18 protein-coding genes, 1 tRNA gene and 2 rRNA genes (1 of these 21 cut by a window edge) are annotated in these 17,011 nt (G+C 58.9%); 13 read left to right on the forward strand and 8 right to left on the reverse strand.

Going from position 1 to position 17,011, the window contains the following annotated elements; translation table 11 throughout:
* From I6L34_RS12315 to I6L34_RS12325, 3 genes are all read left to right on the forward strand, one after another.
* Positions 1–956 (forward strand): 23S ribosomal RNA (locus I6L34_RS12315); it begins 1,934 nt to the left of the window's first position.
* Positions 957–1,065: 109 nt separating this feature from the next.
* Positions 1,066–1,180, forward strand: a 5S ribosomal RNA gene (rrf, locus tag I6L34_RS12320).
* 96 nt (positions 1,181–1,276) lie between these two features.
* Positions 1,277–1,353, forward strand: a tRNA-Asp gene (locus I6L34_RS12325).
* Between the two features lie 479 nt (positions 1,354–1,832).
* Here the strand turns inward: I6L34_RS12325 and I6L34_RS12330 are convergent.
* The gene (locus tag I6L34_RS12330; RefSeq protein ID WP_019444675.1) at positions 1,833–2,198 is read right to left on the reverse strand and encodes a YijD family membrane protein; all 366 of its coding nucleotides are present in this window, start codon (positions 2,196–2,198) and stop codon (positions 1,833–1,835) included.
* Between the two features lie 19 nt (positions 2,199–2,217).
* Positions 2,218–2,838: an HTH-type transcriptional repressor FabR gene (gene fabR, locus I6L34_RS12335; RefSeq protein WP_005339921.1), complete on the reverse strand. Its 621-nt coding sequence runs from the start codon at positions 2,836–2,838 to the stop codon at positions 2,218–2,220.
* 147 nt (positions 2,839–2,985) lie between these two features.
* Between fabR and I6L34_RS12340 the strand changes: the two genes are divergently transcribed.
* A complete protein-coding gene (locus I6L34_RS12340; protein ID WP_058056275.1) occupies positions 2,986–4,104 on the forward strand; it encodes an acyl-CoA desaturase in 1,119 nt (372 codons plus the stop codon).
* Positions 4,105–4,183: 79 nt separating this feature from the next.
* On the opposite strand, the gene I6L34_RS12345 is transcribed toward I6L34_RS12340, so the two are convergent.
* A complete protein-coding gene (locus I6L34_RS12345) occupies positions 4,184–4,327 on the reverse strand; it encodes a hypothetical protein (protein ID WP_162182404.1) in 144 nt (47 codons plus the stop codon).
* Between the two features lie 187 nt (positions 4,328–4,514).
* Here I6L34_RS12345 and I6L34_RS12350 point away from each other — a divergent pair, with 187 nt between their 5' ends.
* Positions 4,515–5,141: a lysoplasmalogenase gene (locus I6L34_RS12350; protein ID WP_005348507.1), complete on the forward strand. Its 627-nt coding sequence runs from the start codon at positions 4,515–4,517 to the stop codon at positions 5,139–5,141.
* 78 nt (positions 5,142–5,219) lie between these two features.
* Here I6L34_RS12350 and I6L34_RS12355 read toward each other — a convergent pair whose 3' ends face one another.
* Positions 5,220–6,773: a DHA2 family efflux MFS transporter permease subunit gene (locus tag I6L34_RS12355; RefSeq protein WP_026034841.1), complete on the reverse strand. Its 1,554-nt coding sequence runs from the start codon at positions 6,771–6,773 to the stop codon at positions 5,220–5,222.
* Complete coding sequence (locus I6L34_RS12360; protein ID WP_005357630.1) at positions 6,773–7,825, reverse strand: HlyD family secretion protein; 1,053 nt, start codon at positions 7,823–7,825, stop codon at positions 6,773–6,775. Before I6L34_RS12360 ends, I6L34_RS12355 begins: the two co-directional genes overlap by 1 nt.
* Positions 7,826–7,921: 96 nt before the next feature.
* On the opposite strand from I6L34_RS12360, the gene I6L34_RS12365 reads away from it, so the two are divergent.
* On the forward strand, positions 7,922–8,824 hold the full coding sequence (locus I6L34_RS12365; protein ID WP_019444678.1) for a LysR family transcriptional regulator: 903 nt from the start codon (positions 7,922–7,924) through the stop codon (positions 8,822–8,824).
* A gap of 9 nt (positions 8,825–8,833) precedes the next feature.
* Complete coding sequence (locus I6L34_RS12370; RefSeq protein ID WP_216954767.1) at positions 8,834–9,148, forward strand: DUF2007 domain-containing protein; 315 nt, start codon at positions 8,834–8,836, stop codon at positions 9,146–9,148.
* Between the two features lie 11 nt (positions 9,149–9,159).
* On the opposite strand, the gene I6L34_RS12375 is transcribed toward I6L34_RS12370, so the two are convergent.
* Positions 9,160–10,443, reverse strand: a complete 1,284-nt coding sequence (locus tag I6L34_RS12375; RefSeq protein ID WP_216954768.1) for a dicarboxylate/amino acid:cation symporter — start codon at positions 10,441–10,443, stop codon at positions 9,160–9,162.
* A 209-nt stretch (positions 10,444–10,652) separates the two neighbouring features.
* Here I6L34_RS12375 and I6L34_RS12380 point away from each other — a divergent pair, with 209 nt between their 5' ends.
* Together I6L34_RS12380 and I6L34_RS12385 are read left to right on the forward strand one after the other, a co-directional pair.
* The gene (locus tag I6L34_RS12380) at positions 10,653–10,898 is read left to right on the forward strand and encodes a YecH family metal-binding protein (protein ID WP_005357633.1); all 246 of its coding nucleotides are present in this window, start codon (positions 10,653–10,655) and stop codon (positions 10,896–10,898) included.
* Positions 10,899–10,997: 99 nt separating this feature from the next.
* The gene (locus tag I6L34_RS12385) at positions 10,998–11,597 is read left to right on the forward strand and encodes a YhgN family NAAT transporter (protein WP_041202392.1); all 600 of its coding nucleotides are present in this window, start codon (positions 10,998–11,000) and stop codon (positions 11,595–11,597) included.
* Positions 11,598–11,674: 77 nt separating this feature from the next.
* On the opposite strand, the gene I6L34_RS12390 is transcribed toward I6L34_RS12385, so the two are convergent.
* Positions 11,675–12,643 (reverse strand): LysR family transcriptional regulator, encoded by a 969-nt coding sequence (locus tag I6L34_RS12390; protein WP_005357635.1) that lies wholly within the window; start codon positions 12,641–12,643, stop codon positions 11,675–11,677.
* A 276-nt stretch (positions 12,644–12,919) separates the two neighbouring features.
* Between I6L34_RS12390 and tatA the strand changes: the two genes are divergently transcribed.
* The 3 genes from tatA (at position 12,920) to I6L34_RS12405 (ending at position 15,051) form a co-directional block, all read left to right on the forward strand.
* Positions 12,920–13,081, forward strand: coding sequence for a twin-arginine translocase TatA/TatE family subunit (tatA, locus tag I6L34_RS12395; RefSeq protein ID WP_005339944.1), 162 nt, complete (start codon positions 12,920–12,922; stop codon positions 13,079–13,081).
* 16 nt (positions 13,082–13,097) lie between these two features.
* Positions 13,098–13,400: a YfcZ/YiiS family protein gene (locus tag I6L34_RS12400; RefSeq protein WP_005339945.1), complete on the forward strand. Its 303-nt coding sequence runs from the start codon at positions 13,098–13,100 to the stop codon at positions 13,398–13,400.
* A gap of 229 nt (positions 13,401–13,629) precedes the next feature.
* Entirely contained in the window at positions 13,630–15,051 is a 1,422-nt protein-coding gene (locus tag I6L34_RS12405) for a lytic transglycosylase F (protein ID WP_216954769.1), read from the forward strand.
* On the opposite strand, the gene I6L34_RS12410 is transcribed toward I6L34_RS12405, so the two are convergent.
* Entirely contained in the window at positions 15,029–15,205 is a 177-nt protein-coding gene (locus I6L34_RS12410) for a hypothetical protein (protein ID WP_216954770.1), read from the reverse strand. The two genes, I6L34_RS12405 and I6L34_RS12410, sit on opposite strands and share 23 nt — an antisense overlap.
* A 73-nt stretch (positions 15,206–15,278) precedes the next feature.
* Here I6L34_RS12410 and I6L34_RS12415 point away from each other — a divergent pair, with 73 nt between their 5' ends.
* Positions 15,279–16,532, forward strand: coding sequence for a phosphatidylserine/phosphatidylglycerophosphate/cardiolipin synthase family protein (locus I6L34_RS12415; protein WP_216954771.1), 1,254 nt, complete (start codon positions 15,279–15,281; stop codon positions 16,530–16,532).
* The last annotated feature ends 479 nt before the right edge of the window (positions 16,533–17,011 follow it).

Below are 17,011 nucleotides of genomic sequence, written 5' to 3' on the forward strand. Positions count from 1 at the left end.
GTAAGTTCCGACCTGCACGAATGGTGTAACCATGGCCATGCTGTCTCCACCCGAGACTCAGTGAAATCGAATTCGCCGTGAAGATGCGGTGTACCCGCGGCTAGACGGAAAGACCCCGTGAACCTTTACTACAGCTTGGCACTGAACATTGAACCTACATGTGTAGGATAGGTGGGAGGCTTTGAAGGCGTGACGCCAGTTGCGCTGGAGCCGTCCTTGAAATACCACCCTTGTATGTTTGATGTTCTAACGCAGGGCCCTGAATCGGGCTCGCGGACAGTGCCTGGTGGGTAGTTTGACTGGGGCGGTCTCCTCCCAAAGAGTAACGGAGGAGCACGAAGGTTGGCTAATCCTGGTCGGACATCAGGAGGTTAGTGCAATGGCATAAGCCAGCTTAACTGCGAGACGGACAGGTCGAGCAGGTACGAAAGTAGGTCATAGTGATCCGGTGGTTCTGAATGGAAGGGCCATCGCTCAACGGATAAAAGGTACTCCGGGGATAACAGGCTGATACCGCCCAAGAGTTCATATCGACGGCGGTGTTTGGCACCTCGATGTCGGCTCATCACATCCTGGGGCTGAAGTCGGTCCCAAGGGTATGGCTGTTCGCCATTTAAAGTGGTACGCGAGCTGGGTTCAGAACGTCGTGAGACAGTTCGGTCCCTATCTGCCGTGGGCGTTGGATGATTGAAGGGAGTTGCTCCTAGTACGAGAGGACCGGAGTGAACGAACCTCTGGTGTTCGGGTTGTCACGCCAGTGGCACTGCCCGGTAGCTAAGTTCGGAATCGATAACCGCTGAAAGCATCTAAGCGGGAAGCGAGCCCTGAGATGAGTCATCCCTGACCCCTTGAGGGTCCTAAAGGGCCGTTGGAGACCACAACGTTGATAGGTGGGGTGTGTAAGCGCAGTGATGTGTTGAGCTAACCCATACTAATTACCCGTGAGGCTTAACCATACAACACCCAAGAAGTGTTCTAAGGCTTGTAACAGATACCAAGCGAACTACTAATTCAGTGATAATGACCTAGTCGTTATTCACGTCAGCTTTCTAGATTAAGAATTTGCCTGGCGGCCATAGCGCCGTGGAACCACCTGATCCCATGCCGAACTCAGAAGTGAAACGCGGTAGCGCCGATGGTAGTGTGGCATTCGCCATGCGAGAGTAGGACACTGCCAGGCACGCAATTAAACGGTGATGTGAAGAATCACGTCACTGGCTGCGAGGATGACACCTCACTGACGCGGCAAACAATTTAGCGCAAGCTAACCGAATGCGGAGCGGTAGTTCAGTCGGTTAGAATACCGGCCTGTCACGCCGGGGGTCGCGGGTTCGAGTCCCGTCCGCTCCGCCACTAATTTGAAGGCCTTCCCTACTGGGAAGGCCTTTTTGCTATGTGCGATCTTGCCCATAAGTCCCACAGATTTGTACGCAAGAACCAACACAAAGCCCGGTTTCATAACCGGGCTTTTGTATTTTTAGCGCCTTAAACCACCAATATCTGGCTTTTCTCTGCCAAGTAAGAGTGCCAGATAGCCGATTATTCCCACCATTTTCTGGCTATATCCGAGCCCTATCAGTTTCATTCACTGCCATTTGAACGACTCTACAGATGGTCAAATCAGCCTTCTGCCGCCTGCTGACTACAGGGCAGCCCCATATTGACTACCTCCGCTTCCATCTGCACGTCGATCTTGAAGCCCAGCAGCTTGGCTAGGTTGGGAATACCGAGATTGCCGGATTAATCAGGTACCGTTCAAGCAAAGAGGCCTTCCCGTCGGGAAGGCCTCTTTGCTTTATCTATCAACTGATTACCATCACTCGGTCGATTTATCAGCGCTTCTCTTTGTTGCCAATGCTCAGGCCGAGCTTGATGGAGAGGGCTGCCAGTAACAGCAGCATCATGATCAGGGAAAAGAAGTTGCTGCCAAGCTCCGGGTATTGCACCTTGAGCAGCGCGGAGTGGCCGAAGACACCGATAAAGAAGCAAAGCAGGGTGCAGATGGGGGTGTTGCCCACCATGGGTTCATGGCGATAGTGCTGGAACAGCTGATAGGCCGCCAGCCAGAGGGCAATCAGCGGGAAGAAGGAGAAAGGCACGACCGAGTTGGTCAGCACGGCCAGAGAGGCATCGCCACAGATACCAATCAGCATGGCCATGGCGAGCGGTTTTTTCGGGATCATAAGCTGTTCAGTCATATCGTTCTCCATCCTGTGGTCATGGGTGAGGTTCACGGCGCTTCTGGTTTTGTACCTCGGCGCCCATGGCGATCATCCGCAGTTGGCGAATTGTTCGGTCGGAGAGTGCACGGCACTCTTCGCTGGTCATGTCGAGTGCATCGGCACCGGCACTGAAGACGATGGTGACCATGGCTTCTGCCTGGATGTAGGCATCTTCCCGTGGTGCTTCTGTGGTGGCTTCCAGATAATCGGTCAGCTCTGCGATAAAGTGCTGGATTTCGCGAGCCACCGCCTGACGAAAGGCGGCCGAGGTGCCGGAGCGTTCCCGCAGCAGCAGCCGGAAGATGTTGGGGTTGTTCTCGACGAACTCCATAAAGGTTTGCACCGAGGTGCTGATGACACTGCCACCACCGGCAATGCGCTGGCGTGCCTGGCGCATCAGTTGGCGCAGGGTAAGGCCTCCTTCGTCAACCAGGGTCAGGCCCAGTTCCTCCATATCGCGAAAGTGGCGATAGAAAGAGGTGGGCGCGATGCCCGCTTCGCGAGCGACTTCCCGCAGGCTGAGATTGGAGAAACTCCGATTGGCGCACAGTTGGCTGAATGCAGCATCGATCAATGTACGCCGGGTTTTTTCTTTTTGTTGAGCGCGAATACCCACGAAATCAGTCACCTTCAGCTTATTGAGGACAAATGATAACCCGAAGGCGCCTCAGGATCAGGTTTGTATCCTACTTTTTTACCATTGACCGTGAGGAAATCACCATAGAAAATGGCTAACAGCTGTTCGCTGAAAGGATGCAATGAGATGGCCAGACCCCCCATTATTTTCACCAATACCCTGCTGTTCTCCCTCTCCGGGATAGTGGCGTTGATTGTCGTGCCCTGGTACGGCGTGAGCCACGGTTACGATCTCTGGCAGTGGGCCAGTTTCCTGTTGTTGTTCTGCCTTAGTGGTCTCTCCATCACCGCAGGCTATCACCGGCTCTGGTCGCACAAGGCCTACAAGGCGCACCTCGCTTTGCAGTGGTTGTTTGCCATCGGCGGTGCGTTGGCGCTGCAGAATTCGGCCCTGCACTGGTCGGCCGATCACCGCCGTCACCATCGTCATGTGGATGACAACGATAAAGACCCCTACAGCGCGGGGCGCGGCTTCTGGTATTCCCACATCGGCTGGATGTTGCGGGAGCATCAAGGAGATCGCTATGGTGATTACAGCAATGTGCGTGACCTGCAAAACAACCCGGTGGTCGCGTTTCAGCACCGTCACTATCTGACGCTGGCACTGGCGGCTAATCTGGGGCTGCCGCTGCTGCTCGGCCTGTGGCACGGGGACTTGCTCGGCATGTTGCTGTTGGCGGGCGTACTGCGGATGGTGATGACTCACCACACTACCTTCTTCATCAACTCGCTGGCCCACATCTGGGGCAGTCAGCCCTATACCGATCGCAATACCGCTCGCGATAACGGCATTCTGGCTTTTTTCACCTTTGGCGAGGGGTACCACAACTTTCACCACCTGTTCGAGAATGACTACCGCAACGGCATTCACTGGTGGCAGTTCGATCCGACCAAGTGGTTGATCCGGCTCGCCTCCTGGTGTGGTCTGGCGTGGGATCTCAGATCCTCGCCGGAGGAGCGTATCGAACAGGCCCGGCTGCAGATGCAGCTGAAACGGGCACAAGCCAAGTTGCGCAAGCAGGAAGATCGCGAACTGTGGCAGGCGCTGCTGCAGGAGGAGTACGACAAGCTGAGCCAGCAGTTGCAACACTATTATGCCAGTCGCAAGCGGCTGCTGGAGCTGCGCAAGCGCAAGGCGCTGGCGCGCTATGACCGCCTCAAGCTGCAACTGGAGTACCGCGCACTGCGGGATGGCCTTATCGCAGGTAAACGCAACTGGAGTCGTCTGCTGGCAGGTATTGCATGATGCCGTCCGGTTATCACAGAGACTAAAAGAGAAGACCGCCTGCTGGCGGTCTTCTCTTTGGTATGCGTGTTTGAACGGACTAGTTGGCTTGGCTCTGCTGTTGCTGCAACTGATCCAGTGCCTGCTGCTCCTGCTGGCTAAGACCCAGTTGTTCACAGGCCTGCTCAAAGCTGATCCCCAGATGGCACATCATGATATCGATGGCGGGCAGATAGTTTTTCATAGCTTCTTCCATGGTGATCCTCCAGACCCGTCACTTATGCCCTGAACCACTCGGGGCGGCAATTAGACTTTAGGCTTAGTCTGTCCATTTGATAAGCACCCCTGCCACTGGGGGAGGGAATTTGTTACCCTGCACCATGATAAAAACGGTTGCCGTATGACTGCGAGCAACAGGTGAGGAGCAGGGCATGTTATTGAGTTTCTTGATCATCGCTTCAGGTTGGTGGCACATCCGTGCGGCCTACGGTTCAGACAGCCGCCAGTTCTATATCAGCAAGCCGCTGACCATGCTGCTTATCATCGCGTTGGCGTTCGGCTACCAGAGTTATGACCACGATGGTTCCCACGCCTGGATCCTGCTCGGCCTCTGCCTCTCGCTGGCGGGCGATGTGCTGCTGATGCTGCCAAGCGATCGCTTCATTCAGGGGTTGGCGGCATTTCTTGTCGCGCATCTCTGCTATATCGTTGGTTTTGCCCAAGGACCATTGCTGCTCAATCTGGTGGATGGTTTGCTGCTGTTGCTGATCGCCGGCATGGTCTTTGGCCTGCTGTGGGGCAAGCTGGGGGAGATGCGGATCCCGGTCTTCTGCTACATGCTGGTGATCATCGGCATGGCCTGGGTGGCTGCCGGGGCCTGGCACGCCTCTCTCACAGCCGGTTCGGCCGCCGCTCTGGTGGGGGCGCTGATGTTCCTCTTCTCCGACAGCATGCTGGCGCTCGATCGCTTCCGCCGCCCCTTTCCCCACGCCCGCGCCTGGGTGATGAGTAGCTACTTCGCGGCGCAATTCCTGATTGCAGGGTCGCTGGCGGGATAACGCCTTCTGGTTGAGTGCAGGTAACAGATAACGAAAAACGGGCCTTGGCCCGTTTTTCGTTTTATGCTCGGCGGTTTTTCACGCCTCTAGCGGTTCGGCATCCGCAGCCCGTGGGGCAGGGGATTTGAGCAACAGCATCAGGCCGCTGGCGATCAGCAGGAAGATCCCCATGATGTAGAACACCTGGTTGTAGGCCATGATGGCCGCCTCCCGGTTGATGGTATTGGCCAGCATGGCGTGGGCTTGCTGCTGAGCAATCTCGGGGCCTGAACCCTGCGCCATCATGCTCTGGGCCAGCTGCAGCAGATAGTTTTGCCCCTCGATACTGCTGGCGGCCAGAGTGCTGCCAATTTGCAGCACATGGGTGCGGGTATCGTTGTCGAGCATGGTCGCGATGATGGCGATACCGAACGCACCACCGAGGTTGCGCAGCACGTTGAGCAGGGTCGAGGAGGAGGGGATCTCGTCGTGGCTCAGGCTGGCGGTGGCGACCAGGGAGAGCGGCACCATGATGAAGGGCTGCCCCAGCGCCCGCACGATAAGCGACTGGATCAGCTGCGGCCCGGCGTAGTCGGCACTCATGTTGACGTTCATAAAGCAGCTGACGGCGAAGATCAGGAAGCCGAAACTCACCAGATAGCGCGGGTCTATCTTGTGGGTCAGTTTGGGCACCAGCGGCAGCACCAGCAGTTGCGGTAGTCCCATCCACATCAGGACTTCGCCGATTTCCAGCGCGTTGTAGTTGTGGATCTGGGTCATATAGAGCGGCAGCACATAGATGGAGCCCATCAACGCCATGCCGAGGATCAGATAGGCGAAGCAGGCCAGCGCGAAGCGCGGGTTGTGCAGCAACCGCAGATTGACCAGCGGGTGACGGCGGATCAGCTGGCTGATGACGAAGAACACCAGCGCCACCGCCGAAATGACTGCCAGTCGCACGATGAAGCTTGAGCCGAACCAGTCTTCCCGGTTGCCCTCTTCCAGTACCACCTCCAGCAGGCCGAGGCCAAGCGCCATGGTGACAATCCCGATAAGGTCGACCCGCTTGATCACGGCCCAGTCCACCGGTTTTTTATCCAGCCCGTGGGCCAGCATGGCCATCACCAGCAATCCTGGCGGCACGTTGAGATAGAAGATGTAGTGCCACGACATCTGCTCGGTGAGCCAGCCACCGAGGGTTGGGCCGATGGCGGGGGCGAAGGTGGCGCAGAGGCCAAACAGCGCCATGCCGGTGGCCCGCTTCTGTAACGGCAACAGGGTGACAATGAGGGAAAAGGCCATCGGGATCAGCGCCCCGCCGGTGAAGCCCTGCAGCGCCCGGAAGACGATCATGCTGGTGAGGTTCCAGCTGAACGAGCAGAGCACGGAGGCGGCGATAAAGGCGCCAGTGGTCCAGAGCAGGTAACGGCGCACGCTCAGCCCCCGGCTCAACCAGCCGCTCAGGGGGATGGCGATCATCTCCGCCACCAGATAGGAGGTGGAGATCCAGGAGCTTTCGCTCAGGGTGGCCGACAGGGCCCCCTGAATATCCTTCAGGGAGGCATTGGTGATCTGGATATCGAGGATGGCCATAAAGGCGCCGATAAGGCCCCCCATGACCGCGATCCAGTTGCGACGTGGAATGGGCTCCATCAGTTGGCAGCCACCACGGGATCAGGAGTGCGGGTATCCACGATCACTTCGGTCGAGAGACCCGGCAGCAGCTTGCCTGCCAGCGGGCCCGGCTCGGGGATGCGGATCTTCACCGGTACCCGTTGCACGATTTTGGTGAAGTTGCCGGTGGCATTCTCCGGTGGCAGCAGGGCGAACTTGGCACCGGTCGCCGGGGCCAGGCTGTCGATAATCCCTTCGACCGGTTGATCCGGGTAGGCATCGAGTACCACTTCGACCTTCTGGCCCGGCTGCATATGGGCGAGCTGGGTCTCCTTGAAGTTGGCCTCGACCCACACCTGTTGCAGAGGCACCAAACTGGCGACCTGCATGCCGGACTGGACGTAGAGCCCTTCCCGCAGGCTGCGCTTGCCGATGATGCCATCGGCCGGTGCCCGCAGCTCGGTGTAGCCGAGCTCCAGCTTGGCCTGCTCCAGTTGTGCTTCGCTCAACGCCAGCTTGGCCAAGTTCTGTTTGCGCTCGGCATCCAGTACCAGCAGTCGCTCACGGGCCGCTTGCAGGGCGGCTTGGGCCTCCCGGGCTTGCGCCTGATTGACCTGCAGGCCGGCACGCACCTCGTCCAGACTGTCTTGCGAGCTGTAGTGGCGCTGGTTGAGCTGACTGATCCGGTTGACCTGCTGGCTGGCGCGCAGCTGTTCGGCCTTGGCGGAGGCGACCTTGGCCTCGGCCTGCTGAATCAGGCTCAGTTGTTGGGTGCGGGTGGCCGCCAAATTTTCGGCCGTCGCCTGATTGAGGCGCAGGTCGGCTTCGGCCTCCGCGACCCTGGTTTTGTATTCGCGATCATCGAGACGGGCTATCAGTTGGCCCGCTTTGACCGGCTGGTTGTCGGTGACCAGCACTTCGCGGATATAGCCGGGCAGCTTGGAGCTGATCCCGGTCACTTCACTTTGCAGATAGGCGTTGTCGGTGCTTTCAAAATAGCGGCCGTGAAGATACCAGTAACCGGCGAACAGCAGACCGAGCAGCGCCAATATCATGGCTGCCAGCAGGGGAATTTTTTTGTGTTGACTCATTTTTGTGATTCCTGAACTTAAGGGGCGCAGGCTAACACTGGTCAACTGTTTCGATTAGTATTGGTTCACGAGATATACAGTTTCACTGGTGCAACAATGGATCTCAATGCCGCGTTAATTCTGGTGCGTATCGTCGACAAGGGCTCGTTTACGGGGGCCGCCCGCGAGCTGGGGATGACCAAGGCGATGGTCAGCCGCCGCATCGCCGAACTGGAACAGCGGCTCGGAGTGCGTCTGCTCTATCGCTCCACCCGTCAGCTCACTTTGACCGAGGAGGGGGAGAAGTACTACCTGCACTGCAGCAAGGCGGTCGATGCCCTGACCGAAGCCGAGCTGATGCTGAGCGCCAGCCAGCAGGAGGTAACCGGCACCCTCAAGCTGGCGGTGCCTATCGAGACGGGGCAACTGGTGGTTGGGCGCTTGGTCGCCAAGTTTTTGCAGGCCTATCCCGCCCTGCAGGTGGAGCTGGAGCTGACCAACCGGGTGGTGGACCCCATCAGTGAAGGGCTGGATGCGGTGGTGCGGATTGGCGATATGAGCGACTCCAATCTGGCGGCGCGCCGACTCTGGAGCACCGGACGGCTGCTCTGTGCCAGCCCGGACTATCTGGCCCGCAGCCCGGTCATCGAGCGGCCGGAGGATCTGGCCAACCACGAGCGGGTGACGGTGAGCAGCGGGTTTCTCGCCTCTCACTGGTGCTTCGAGCTGGATGGCAGAGAGGTGCTGGTTGACCCCCCATCCCGTTTTCGGGTCAATAATATTACCTGTGCCCGGGAGGCGGCGAAGGCGGGGCTGGGGTTGGCCTCGTTACCCGCTATGCTCTGTCAGGATGAGCTGGCCAGCGGCGAGCTGGTGATCCTGCTGCCAGAGTGGCAGCAACCCAGGGTGCCGATTTATTTGCTGTTTCCGGAGCGGCAACTGATGCCGCGCAAGTTGCGGGCATTCATCGATTTCATGATTGAGAACGGCGCCGAGTTTGGCATCGACAAGTTGTTGTAAGGGGGAGCTATGGATAACTGGATCAATCTCTATCGCGCCTCACACACCCTGGAGGCGCACGCGTTGAAAGGGGCGCTGGAGGCGGAAGGGGTGCAGGTGCGCCTCAATGGCGAGGGGCTGTCTGGCGCCCTTGGCGAACTGCCGGTCGACATGTTGCAGGTGACCCTGATGGTGCGGGCAGGGGATCGCAGCAAGGCAGGAAGGGTCATCGAGCGTTACCAGCAGCGTCAGGGTAACGGCTGGCTGTGCGGCCAGTGCGGGGAGGAGAACGGCGCCAACTTCGACGTCTGCTGGCGCTGTCATCACGATCCCCACGACAGTTGATCTCTCTTCCGCTAGCGCGGCGGGAACTCGATATCTTCCCCTGCGCTGGCATCGTGATAGGTCGCCAGATCCAGCTCGTTTTCGCTGCGGGCGATCAGCACCGACACCAGAATATCCCCCGATACGTTGACCGTGGTGCGCGCCATGTCGAGGATCCGGTCAATGCCCGCAATCAGTGCCACCCCTTCCAGCGGCAAGCCCACCGCCGTCAGGGTCAGGGTCAGCAGCATCAACCCGGTGCCCGGGGTGCCAGCGGTGCCAATACTGGCCAGGGTGGCAATGCTGATGATGGTCAGGTAATCGACCATGTGCAGATCCACCCCGAATGCCTGAGCCACGAACAGCGCTGTGACCCCCTGATAGAGGGCGGTGCCATCCATGTTGATGGTAGCGCCGATGGGCAGCACCTTGGCGGTGATGGCGGGGGAGACTCCCAGCCGCTTCTCGGCGCAGGCCAGACTGATGGGCAGGGTGGAGTTGCTGGAGCTGCTGGTGAAGGCCACCGCCTGAGCGTCAACGATGCTCTTGAAGTAGTGCAGTGGATTGAGCCGTGCCAGCAGGAGCAACAGAGTGCTGTAGACCCCGAGCACGTGCAGCAGGCAGCCGAGGTAGACGGCGCCGATCACCTTGAGCAGCGGCAGCAGCAGGTCGAGACCGTACTTGCCGGTCATCCAGGCCATCAGGGCGCAGACACCGTAAGGGGCGAGCGCCATCACCATCTGGGTCAGTTTGAACATCCCCTCGGCCAGCGATGTGAAGAAGAGGATGGCGGGACGGCCACGGCGACCGCTGGCATTGAGGGCGACCGCCAGCGCCACCGCAAAGACGATCACTTGCAGGATCTTGCCATCCACCATCGCCTGTACCGGGTTGCTCGGTACCAGATGGCTCAGCACGCTGGCCAGGGTTGGTGGTTCCGACATACCGACCCGATCATAGGGGCCCATGTCGGCACCCATGCCGGGTTCCAGCAGCCAGCCCATCATCAGGCCGATGCAGATGGCGATGGCGGTCGAACAGAAGTAGAGGCAGATCGCCTTGCTGCCGATGCGATCGAGGGCCTTGCCCTTGAGCAGCGAGGTGAGACCGGCGATGACCGAGCAGAAAATGAGGGGCACCATCAGCATCTGGATGGTGTTGACGAACAGGACGCCAAGGGGCTTGAGCAACAGGGCTTGCTCTTCAAAGCCGACGCCCAGACCCACCCCTGTCAGCATGCCGATCAGGGTCTTGAGCCAGAGTGGTCGGCGGGTCCAGATCTGCCAGGGCTTGAGAGCCTCTCCATGGAACAGCATGACGCCAATATCCTTATACATTGTCTGCGATGGCCAAAAAGGGGCGCCAGTGTAGCGATCCCTGACGCGGGTTGCCACATTATCGACAAAGCGGTGGCGGTGACCACTCCCCTGACCAGGAAATGCGCAATTTATTGGCCTATATCAAGATCCCTCCGGACGGGGAGATATTTAATTGGCATTAAATATGTTCATTATTGAGGTGAGAGATGTCGCAATCGGTTCATGGTCACGAAGTGATGGAGATGATGTTGGCACAAGGGGGGCAATTTACCCGTGCCAGCCTGAAACAGGCGATGGCCGAACGGTTCGGTGCCGAGGCCCGTTTTCATACCTGCAGCGCCAGCGAGATGGATGCGGAAGCGCTGATCGACTTTCTGGCTGCTCGCGGCAAATTCATCGACTCGGCCGAGGGTTTCCAGACCCGTGCCGACAAGATCTGCAACCACGGTTAATCCCGCTGCGAGCGCATCATGGCGCTCGCTCAATTCTTCGCCCTTTGCTATATTTCGCCCCCTCTCTTTTCCCTATTCAGGGCGTAGCCCGGGCGTTGTATGGATACTTTCTCTGCCGCAGTCATGCTGTTTCTGATCATGGACCCGCTGGGCAACCTGCCGGTCTTCCTCTCTATCCTGCGTCATATCGATCCCAAGCGCCGCCGCAAGGTGATGGTGCGCGAGCTGCTCTTCTCGCTGGCCATCATGATGCTGTTCCTGTTCGTCGGTCAGCAGATCCTCGGTTTCCTCAACCTGCGGCAGGAGGCGGTCAGCATTGCTGGGGGCATTATCCTGTTCCTGATCGCCATCAAGATGATCTTCCCGAGTGAGGGGGGCGTGACCGGGCTGGCGGCGGGCGAGGAGCCCTTCCTGGTGCCGATGGCGATCCCGATGATCGCCGGTCCTTCTATCTTGGCTTCTTTGATGCTGCTGGCCAATCAGGAGCCGGCCCGGATGGTGGACTGGTCGCTGGCGCTCTTTATGGCCTGGGCCGCCAGCGCGGTGATCCTGATGTTCTACGAGGTATTCAACAAGCTGCTGGGTGAGCGGGGACTCACTGCGGTGGAGCGGTTGATGGGCATGCTGCTGGTGATGATCTCGGTTCAGATGTTGCTGGACGGGGTACATCACTATCTGGCGGTGACCGGTCAGGGCTGACCGGTTTACATACCGAAATAAATGAAACGGGGCTACGCAGAGCCCCGTTCTTTTTTTCCTGCCGAGAGGGCGTGCCGTCACCCGTGAGTGGTCGCAGCGGGTTCCAGTTTGCTCATGATGAGGGAGAGCAACAATTCCCGCAGCCAGCGGTGGCCCGGATCCTCGCTGTGACGCTGATGCCAGATGAGCAGATGGGAGATGCTGTCCAACCCGATGGGCAGCGGCAACTGCAACAGCGGATAGACCTGGGTGGCGTGGCGGGCGTAGAGCCTGGAGAGGGTCACTATCATGTCGGAGTGCATCCCCATCCGCAGCGCCGCCTCGAAGGAGGGCACGGTTGCCTCGATACGCCGGTAGAGATCCTGCTCTGCCAGCTTGTGATCCAGCATCCAGCGGTCCCGTCCCTCGCAGTAAGTCTGCACATGGGGATAACTGAGGTAGTGCTCCAGATTCCAGTTGGGCTCTCGCAGCGCGGGGTGGTGCTGCTGCACCAGACAGGTGAGATCATCGACCGCCAGCACTCGCTGACAGATGCTGTCGGGCAGGGTATCGAGCCGATAATCGGAGCTGATGCAGTTCTCCCGCACCGCGAAGGCGATGTCCACCTGTCCCTGACTCATCTCGGTCAGACTGTTCTCGGTCCACTCCTCGTAACGCAAGCGGATCCTTGGTGCCTGCCGCTTCAGCTCGCTCAGGTAGAGCGGGGCAAACAGGGTGAAGGCGCTGTCCATGCTGGCGATGACGAACTCCCGCTCCGAGCTGGCGGGGTCGAACTCGGGCGGCTGGATCAGGTTATCCAGCGACAGCAGGATGGGTTGCAACTGCTGTTGCAGCGCAAGGGCGCGGCCGGTGGGTTCCAGCCCGTAGGCAGAGCGGATGAAGAGGGGATCATTGAAGGTATCGCGCAGACGGCCGAGGGCTTTGCTGACGGCGGACTGGCTCAGATGAAGGCGGCGTGCCGCCTTGCTGCCGTTGCGCTCCTCCAGCAGCACCTGCAGGATAATCAGCAAATTGAGGTCGATGCGACCCAGTTGTTCCAGCAGCATGATATGAATCCTCTTCAATTCTAAGATGAATTTATACCATTTGTTTTCATATCTTGGCGATCTTATCCTCGAATGGTCTCAGGTTCGCATGAACCACTGGTACAGGATGTAGCGGTTGAGGGGACATGTAGCACAATCAATATGGCGACCTTTGGGTCGCCCTATTTTTTGGCTATGATTTATTTGCTCACTTGCACCTGCCTTGATTTTGCCCAACAATCCCTGCGCTCTATTTTGATACAAGTAACAGATATCTCTTTGTGAGGGAGTATCCCTATGGGACTCGGTGGAATTCATATCTGGCATATGTTGATCCTCTTGCTGGTCGTTGTGCTGGTCTTCGGCAGCAAGCGTCTTGCCAGTGCAGGTGAGGATCTGGGTACCGCCATCAAAGATTTTCGCAAGGCGATGCGTGACGACGCAAATCATCCGAAATAAGCAGTAGGAGTAGAAAATGTCTGTAGACGAGAAAGTTGAACTGAACGAAACCTGTGACAGCTGTGGCTGTTTTGCCGAGATCGGCACCATCATCGGCGAAGGCGACGATGTGATGGATCTGGTGATTGAAGCCGCTGCCGAGGCTGATGCCCGCGCCAAGCTGGCTGCCTATGAAGCACTGGCCAAACAGGTCACTGCCGAAGCTCAAGTGAGCAGCGAACTGACCCAGGGCGCCAACGGCGTGATCCTGAAAGCCCGCCTGCAATTCACCTGCACCGCCGAAAAACTGATTTTCGAAATGCGGGCCCGCTCTATCTGAGTTGTCTGATAACGCGGCAGGTTTGCCTGCCGTGTTGACCCTTCTGCTGTGGGTCGGCGTTCTATAGTTACTCTATCCCACAGACGTTTTTGCCCGGCGCGAGTCGGCCAACAGAAGGCGTAAACATCATGACGCAGCGATGGATCTCTGCCCCCAATCCCACCCTCTATCGTGATCCGAGCTGCCAACAGGCAGCAGGCGTGACCTCAGCACAGGGGCAGCCATCGTGATGCAACGCTGGATCTGGGCGCTGCTGGCCCTCTGCTGTTTTCCCCTGCTGGCGGCTGAACTCAAGCCACAGCGTCTGCCCCAACCCGGGGACCTCGAAAGCATTCTGCAAAAGCGCGAACTCAGGGCGCTGGTGGTCTATGAGCGCGGCTTCTACTTTCTCGATCGCGGCGCCCAGTACGGCATTCTGGTCAATCAGCTGCAAGGGTTCGAACGCTGGCTGAACAAGACCTATCTCGCCAAAGAGAAGGTCAAACTCAAGGTGGTCTACATCCCGGTGCGTCAGGACAAGCTGCTGGACTATCTGACCGAGGGGCGTGGCGATCTGGTGGCGGCGACCATGACGGTGACTCCGACCCGGCGTGAACAGGTGGCCTTCTCCCGGCCGCTCATTTCATCCATAGAGGAGTGGGTGGTGAGCCAGCAGAGCCTGCCCGCCTTCAGCCGCATTACCCAGCTCTCCGGCAGGCGGGTCTGGGTGCGGGCCAGCTCCAGCTACTACGAGAGCCTGCGTCAGCTCAACTGGCTGTTTCGCGAGCTGGGGCTGCCCCCCGTCTATATCGAGACGGTGCCCGAATATCTGCAGGATGGCGATCTGCTGGAGATGGTGGCCGCAGGTATTATTCCCCTGACGGTGACCGACAGCTACAAGGGGCGGATCTGGCTGGGTGGCATGATCTCCGGCCTCAAGGCCCACAAGCTGATCCCCCTGCGCAGCAACGGCACCAGCGCCTGGGCGCTGCGCAAGAACAGCCCCGAGCTGCTCAAGGCGGTCAATGGTTATCTGGCGAGTGTCAGCCGCAACAGCCTTTACAGTGACATGACCCTGCGCCGGTTGCTGGTTCGCAGCGATCAGATGAGCAATATCCTGGCGCCGGACCCCATGGGGCGCCTCGCGAACATTCGCAAGGTGCTGGAGAAGTACGCCAATCAATACGATCTCGACTGGCTGATGCTGGCGGCGCTTGGCTACAAGGAGTCCGGCCTCAATCCCAAGGCGCGCTCGCCCAAGGGGGCCGTGGGCCTCATGCAGCTGCTACCCAGTACGGGGCGGGAGGTCGGCATCAACGGCGCCAGACTCACCACGCTGGAGGGCAATGTGGAGGCCGCCTGCCGCTACATGCGGTTGATCCTCGATACCTACTTCAATGATCCCAAGCTGGATCGGCTCAACCGCCACCTGTTTGCCCTCGCCGCCTACAACGCCGGGCCGAACCGGGTGCAGGCGCTGCGAGGCAAGGCGGAGAAACTGGGGCTCGATCCCAACGTCTGGTTCGGCAACGTGGATCAGTTGGTGGCCAACGAAGTCGGACAGGGGCCGATCAACTATGTCGGCACCATCTACAAGTACTACGTAGCCTATCGTTTCAGCCTGCCCCAGATCGAGGGCAAGGCTGCCGCTATCGAAGCGGCTCAGCCCTGAGCCGGTTGACCGGCAGGGTCGCCTGCACGGTCGGCAATTGCCAGCCACCGTCCCTGTGTTGCAAAAACCAGTGGGCGGGGTCGGTGGCCGGGATGAGATCTGGCTGGCTGAGCTGGCCCAGATAGCGCAACATCGGGGTATCATGCAGTTCCATCAGCAACTCCTTTTGAATATGTGAAGAGGCTCGCCAGCGTTATGACACCCGGCCATGACAGCAGGATGACACCATGATCCCCGGATCCTTTGCCCTGATCGATGATCCCCTGCTGGCGCTCAAGGTGCGTTGCCACTGGATCCGCCATGCCCGAGAGCGGATCCAGGCGCAGTACTACAGCTGGGAGGAGGACAGCAGCGGCAAGCTGCTGCTGAGCGAGCTGCTTCACGCCGCCCGGCGCGGCGTCAAGGTGCAGCTGCTGGTGGATGATCTCTATGCCGGTGACAACCGCTTTCTGGAGATGGTGGCTCACTACCCCGGGATCGAAGTGCGGCTGTTCAACCCCTTCTGGCTGCGGGGCTGGCGCCCGCTGGCACTGCTGCTGGAGGGACTGCTCAGCTTTCGCCGCATCAACCACCGGATGCACAACAAACTGCTGCTGGTGGATGGCAAGCTGGCGCTGATCGGCGGGCGCAACATAGGCGATCGCTACTTCGGTCTGGATCTGCAAGCGCCCTTCGTGGATCTCGATCTCGCCTGTCAGGGGGGACTGTGCCAGCAGATGGCGCAGGGGTTCGAGCAGTTCTGGCACAGCCGCTGGAGTCACCCCATCCGCCATCTGCTGCGCCGCGAGCTGCTGCCCGCCGAAATAGAGGTGGTCAACGACTTCCTGTTCACCATGACGGATCCGGCGGTAGCGACGGTCTACGATCTGCCCGCGGCGCTGTTTGACGAGAGCGATGTACCGCTGCAGTGGCACGAGGGGCGGGCAGAGGTGTGGTTCGACCGTCCCGGCAAGGGGCTTATCTCCCGTCCCACCACCGCCCGTCAGCTCTGGCGCCAGCTGGCTGACAATCCCGGCTCGCTGGGGTTGGTTACCCCTTACCTCATCCTTACTCGCGGGTTCCGGCACCGTCTGGCGCGGCTACGCCAGCAGGGGGTCGCCATCGACATTCTCACCAACTCGCTGGCCAGCACCGATGTGCCGCTGGTCTATGGTGCCTATCAGCGCTATCTTGGCTGGTTGCTGCGGCGCGGGATCCGGGTCGCCGAGTTTGACCATGGCCACGGCAGCCTGCACGCCAAGCTGATCCTGCTGGGGGAGGAGCGGGCGCTGTTTGGCAGCCTCAACCTCGATCCCCGCTCGCTGTTTCTCAATACCGAGCTGATGCTGCATCTACACTGCCCGCAGATCTGCGAGGCGCTGCGAATGTGGCTGACTCGCTGGCAGGAGCAGGCCGGTGGATTGCCGCGCAAACCCGAGGGGTGGTCAAGGCGACTGATAGCCCGCCTGAGCGACTGGTTGCCACTGCGGCGTTGGCTGTGAGGCGGCCATTTTTTGTGCGAGATCTCGCAAAGCCTTGTAAGCCATTGCTGATGCCCTTTGCGGGTGAATAACCATGCATGAATCTATCTTACTGTTTTATAACAATTTAGTGGTGATGATAAGGCTGTTTTTTGTACTCTGATGTGAATGGAATCAGCATAAAAACGTTTTTTATTTTGTTTTTATGCGTAATATTTCAGTTGCAAGGACAAACACGGTGGCTTGTCTGCCGTGTGGACGAAGGTTGTAACGGGTAGCTGGTCGGTTGCATCGCTGCAATTGGCGCTCACGTCAGATGGGTCGCGAACTATCGAAAAGTGAAACAGAGACCCGGTGTGGCCGGACTCCAATATGGAACATGCCATTTGCGAGGGGGTGACATGGACATGTCACCCCACTTTTTTGGCCGCTCGCCACCGTTTACCCTTTCCATGACTGTCGCTCATCGCAAGAGCCGCAGAGGGCAAGGCAATAAAAAG

Source organism: Aeromonas sp. FDAARGOS 1404 (genome assembly GCF_019047085.1).
Lineage (GTDB): Bacteria > Pseudomonadota > Gammaproteobacteria > Enterobacterales > Aeromonadaceae > Aeromonas > Aeromonas veronii.

Bases quoted from the DNA above. Each gene is read 5' to 3' on its own strand.
- I6L34_RS12330 (WP_019444675.1), bottom strand. From the start codon at position 2,198: ATGACTGAACAGCTTATGATCCCGAAAAAACCGCTCGCCATGGCCATG.
- I6L34_RS12340 (WP_058056275.1), top strand. From the start codon at position 2,986: ATGGCCAGACCCCCCATTATTTTCACCAATACCCTGCTGTTCTCCCTC.
- I6L34_RS12345 (WP_162182404.1), bottom strand. From the start codon at position 4,327: ATGAAAAACTATCTGCCCGCCATCGATATCATGATGTGCCATCTGGGG.
- I6L34_RS12350 (WP_005348507.1), top strand. From the start codon at position 4,515: ATGTTATTGAGTTTCTTGATCATCGCTTCAGGTTGGTGGCACATCCGT.
- I6L34_RS12355 (WP_026034841.1), bottom strand. From the start codon at position 6,773: ATGGAGCCCATTCCACGTCGCAACTGGATCGCGGTCATGGGGGGCCTT.
- I6L34_RS12360 (WP_005357630.1), bottom strand. From the start codon at position 7,825: ATGAGTCAACACAAAAAAATTCCCCTGCTGGCAGCCATGATATTGGCG.
- I6L34_RS12365 (WP_019444678.1), top strand. From the start codon at position 7,922: ATGGATCTCAATGCCGCGTTAATTCTGGTGCGTATCGTCGACAAGGGC.
- I6L34_RS12370 (WP_216954767.1), top strand. From the start codon at position 8,834: ATGGATAACTGGATCAATCTCTATCGCGCCTCACACACCCTGGAGGCG.
- I6L34_RS12375 (WP_216954768.1), bottom strand. From the start codon at position 10,443: ATGCTGTTCCATGGAGAGGCTCTCAAGCCCTGGCAGATCTGGACCCGC.
- I6L34_RS12380 (WP_005357633.1), top strand. From the start codon at position 10,653: ATGTCGCAATCGGTTCATGGTCACGAAGTGATGGAGATGATGTTGGCA.
- I6L34_RS12385 (WP_041202392.1), top strand. From the start codon at position 10,998: ATGGATACTTTCTCTGCCGCAGTCATGCTGTTTCTGATCATGGACCCG.
- I6L34_RS12390 (WP_005357635.1), bottom strand. From the start codon at position 12,643: ATGCTGCTGGAACAACTGGGTCGCATCGACCTCAATTTGCTGATTATC.
- tatA (WP_005339944.1), top strand. From the start codon at position 12,920: ATGGGACTCGGTGGAATTCATATCTGGCATATGTTGATCCTCTTGCTG.
- I6L34_RS12400 (WP_005339945.1), top strand. From the start codon at position 13,098: ATGTCTGTAGACGAGAAAGTTGAACTGAACGAAACCTGTGACAGCTGT.
- I6L34_RS12405 (WP_216954769.1), top strand. From the start codon at position 13,630: ATGCAACGCTGGATCTGGGCGCTGCTGGCCCTCTGCTGTTTTCCCCTG.
- I6L34_RS12410 (WP_216954770.1), bottom strand. From the start codon at position 15,205: ATGGAACTGCATGATACCCCGATGTTGCGCTATCTGGGCCAGCTCAGC.
- I6L34_RS12415 (WP_216954771.1), top strand. From the start codon at position 15,279: ATGATCCCCGGATCCTTTGCCCTGATCGATGATCCCCTGCTGGCGCTC.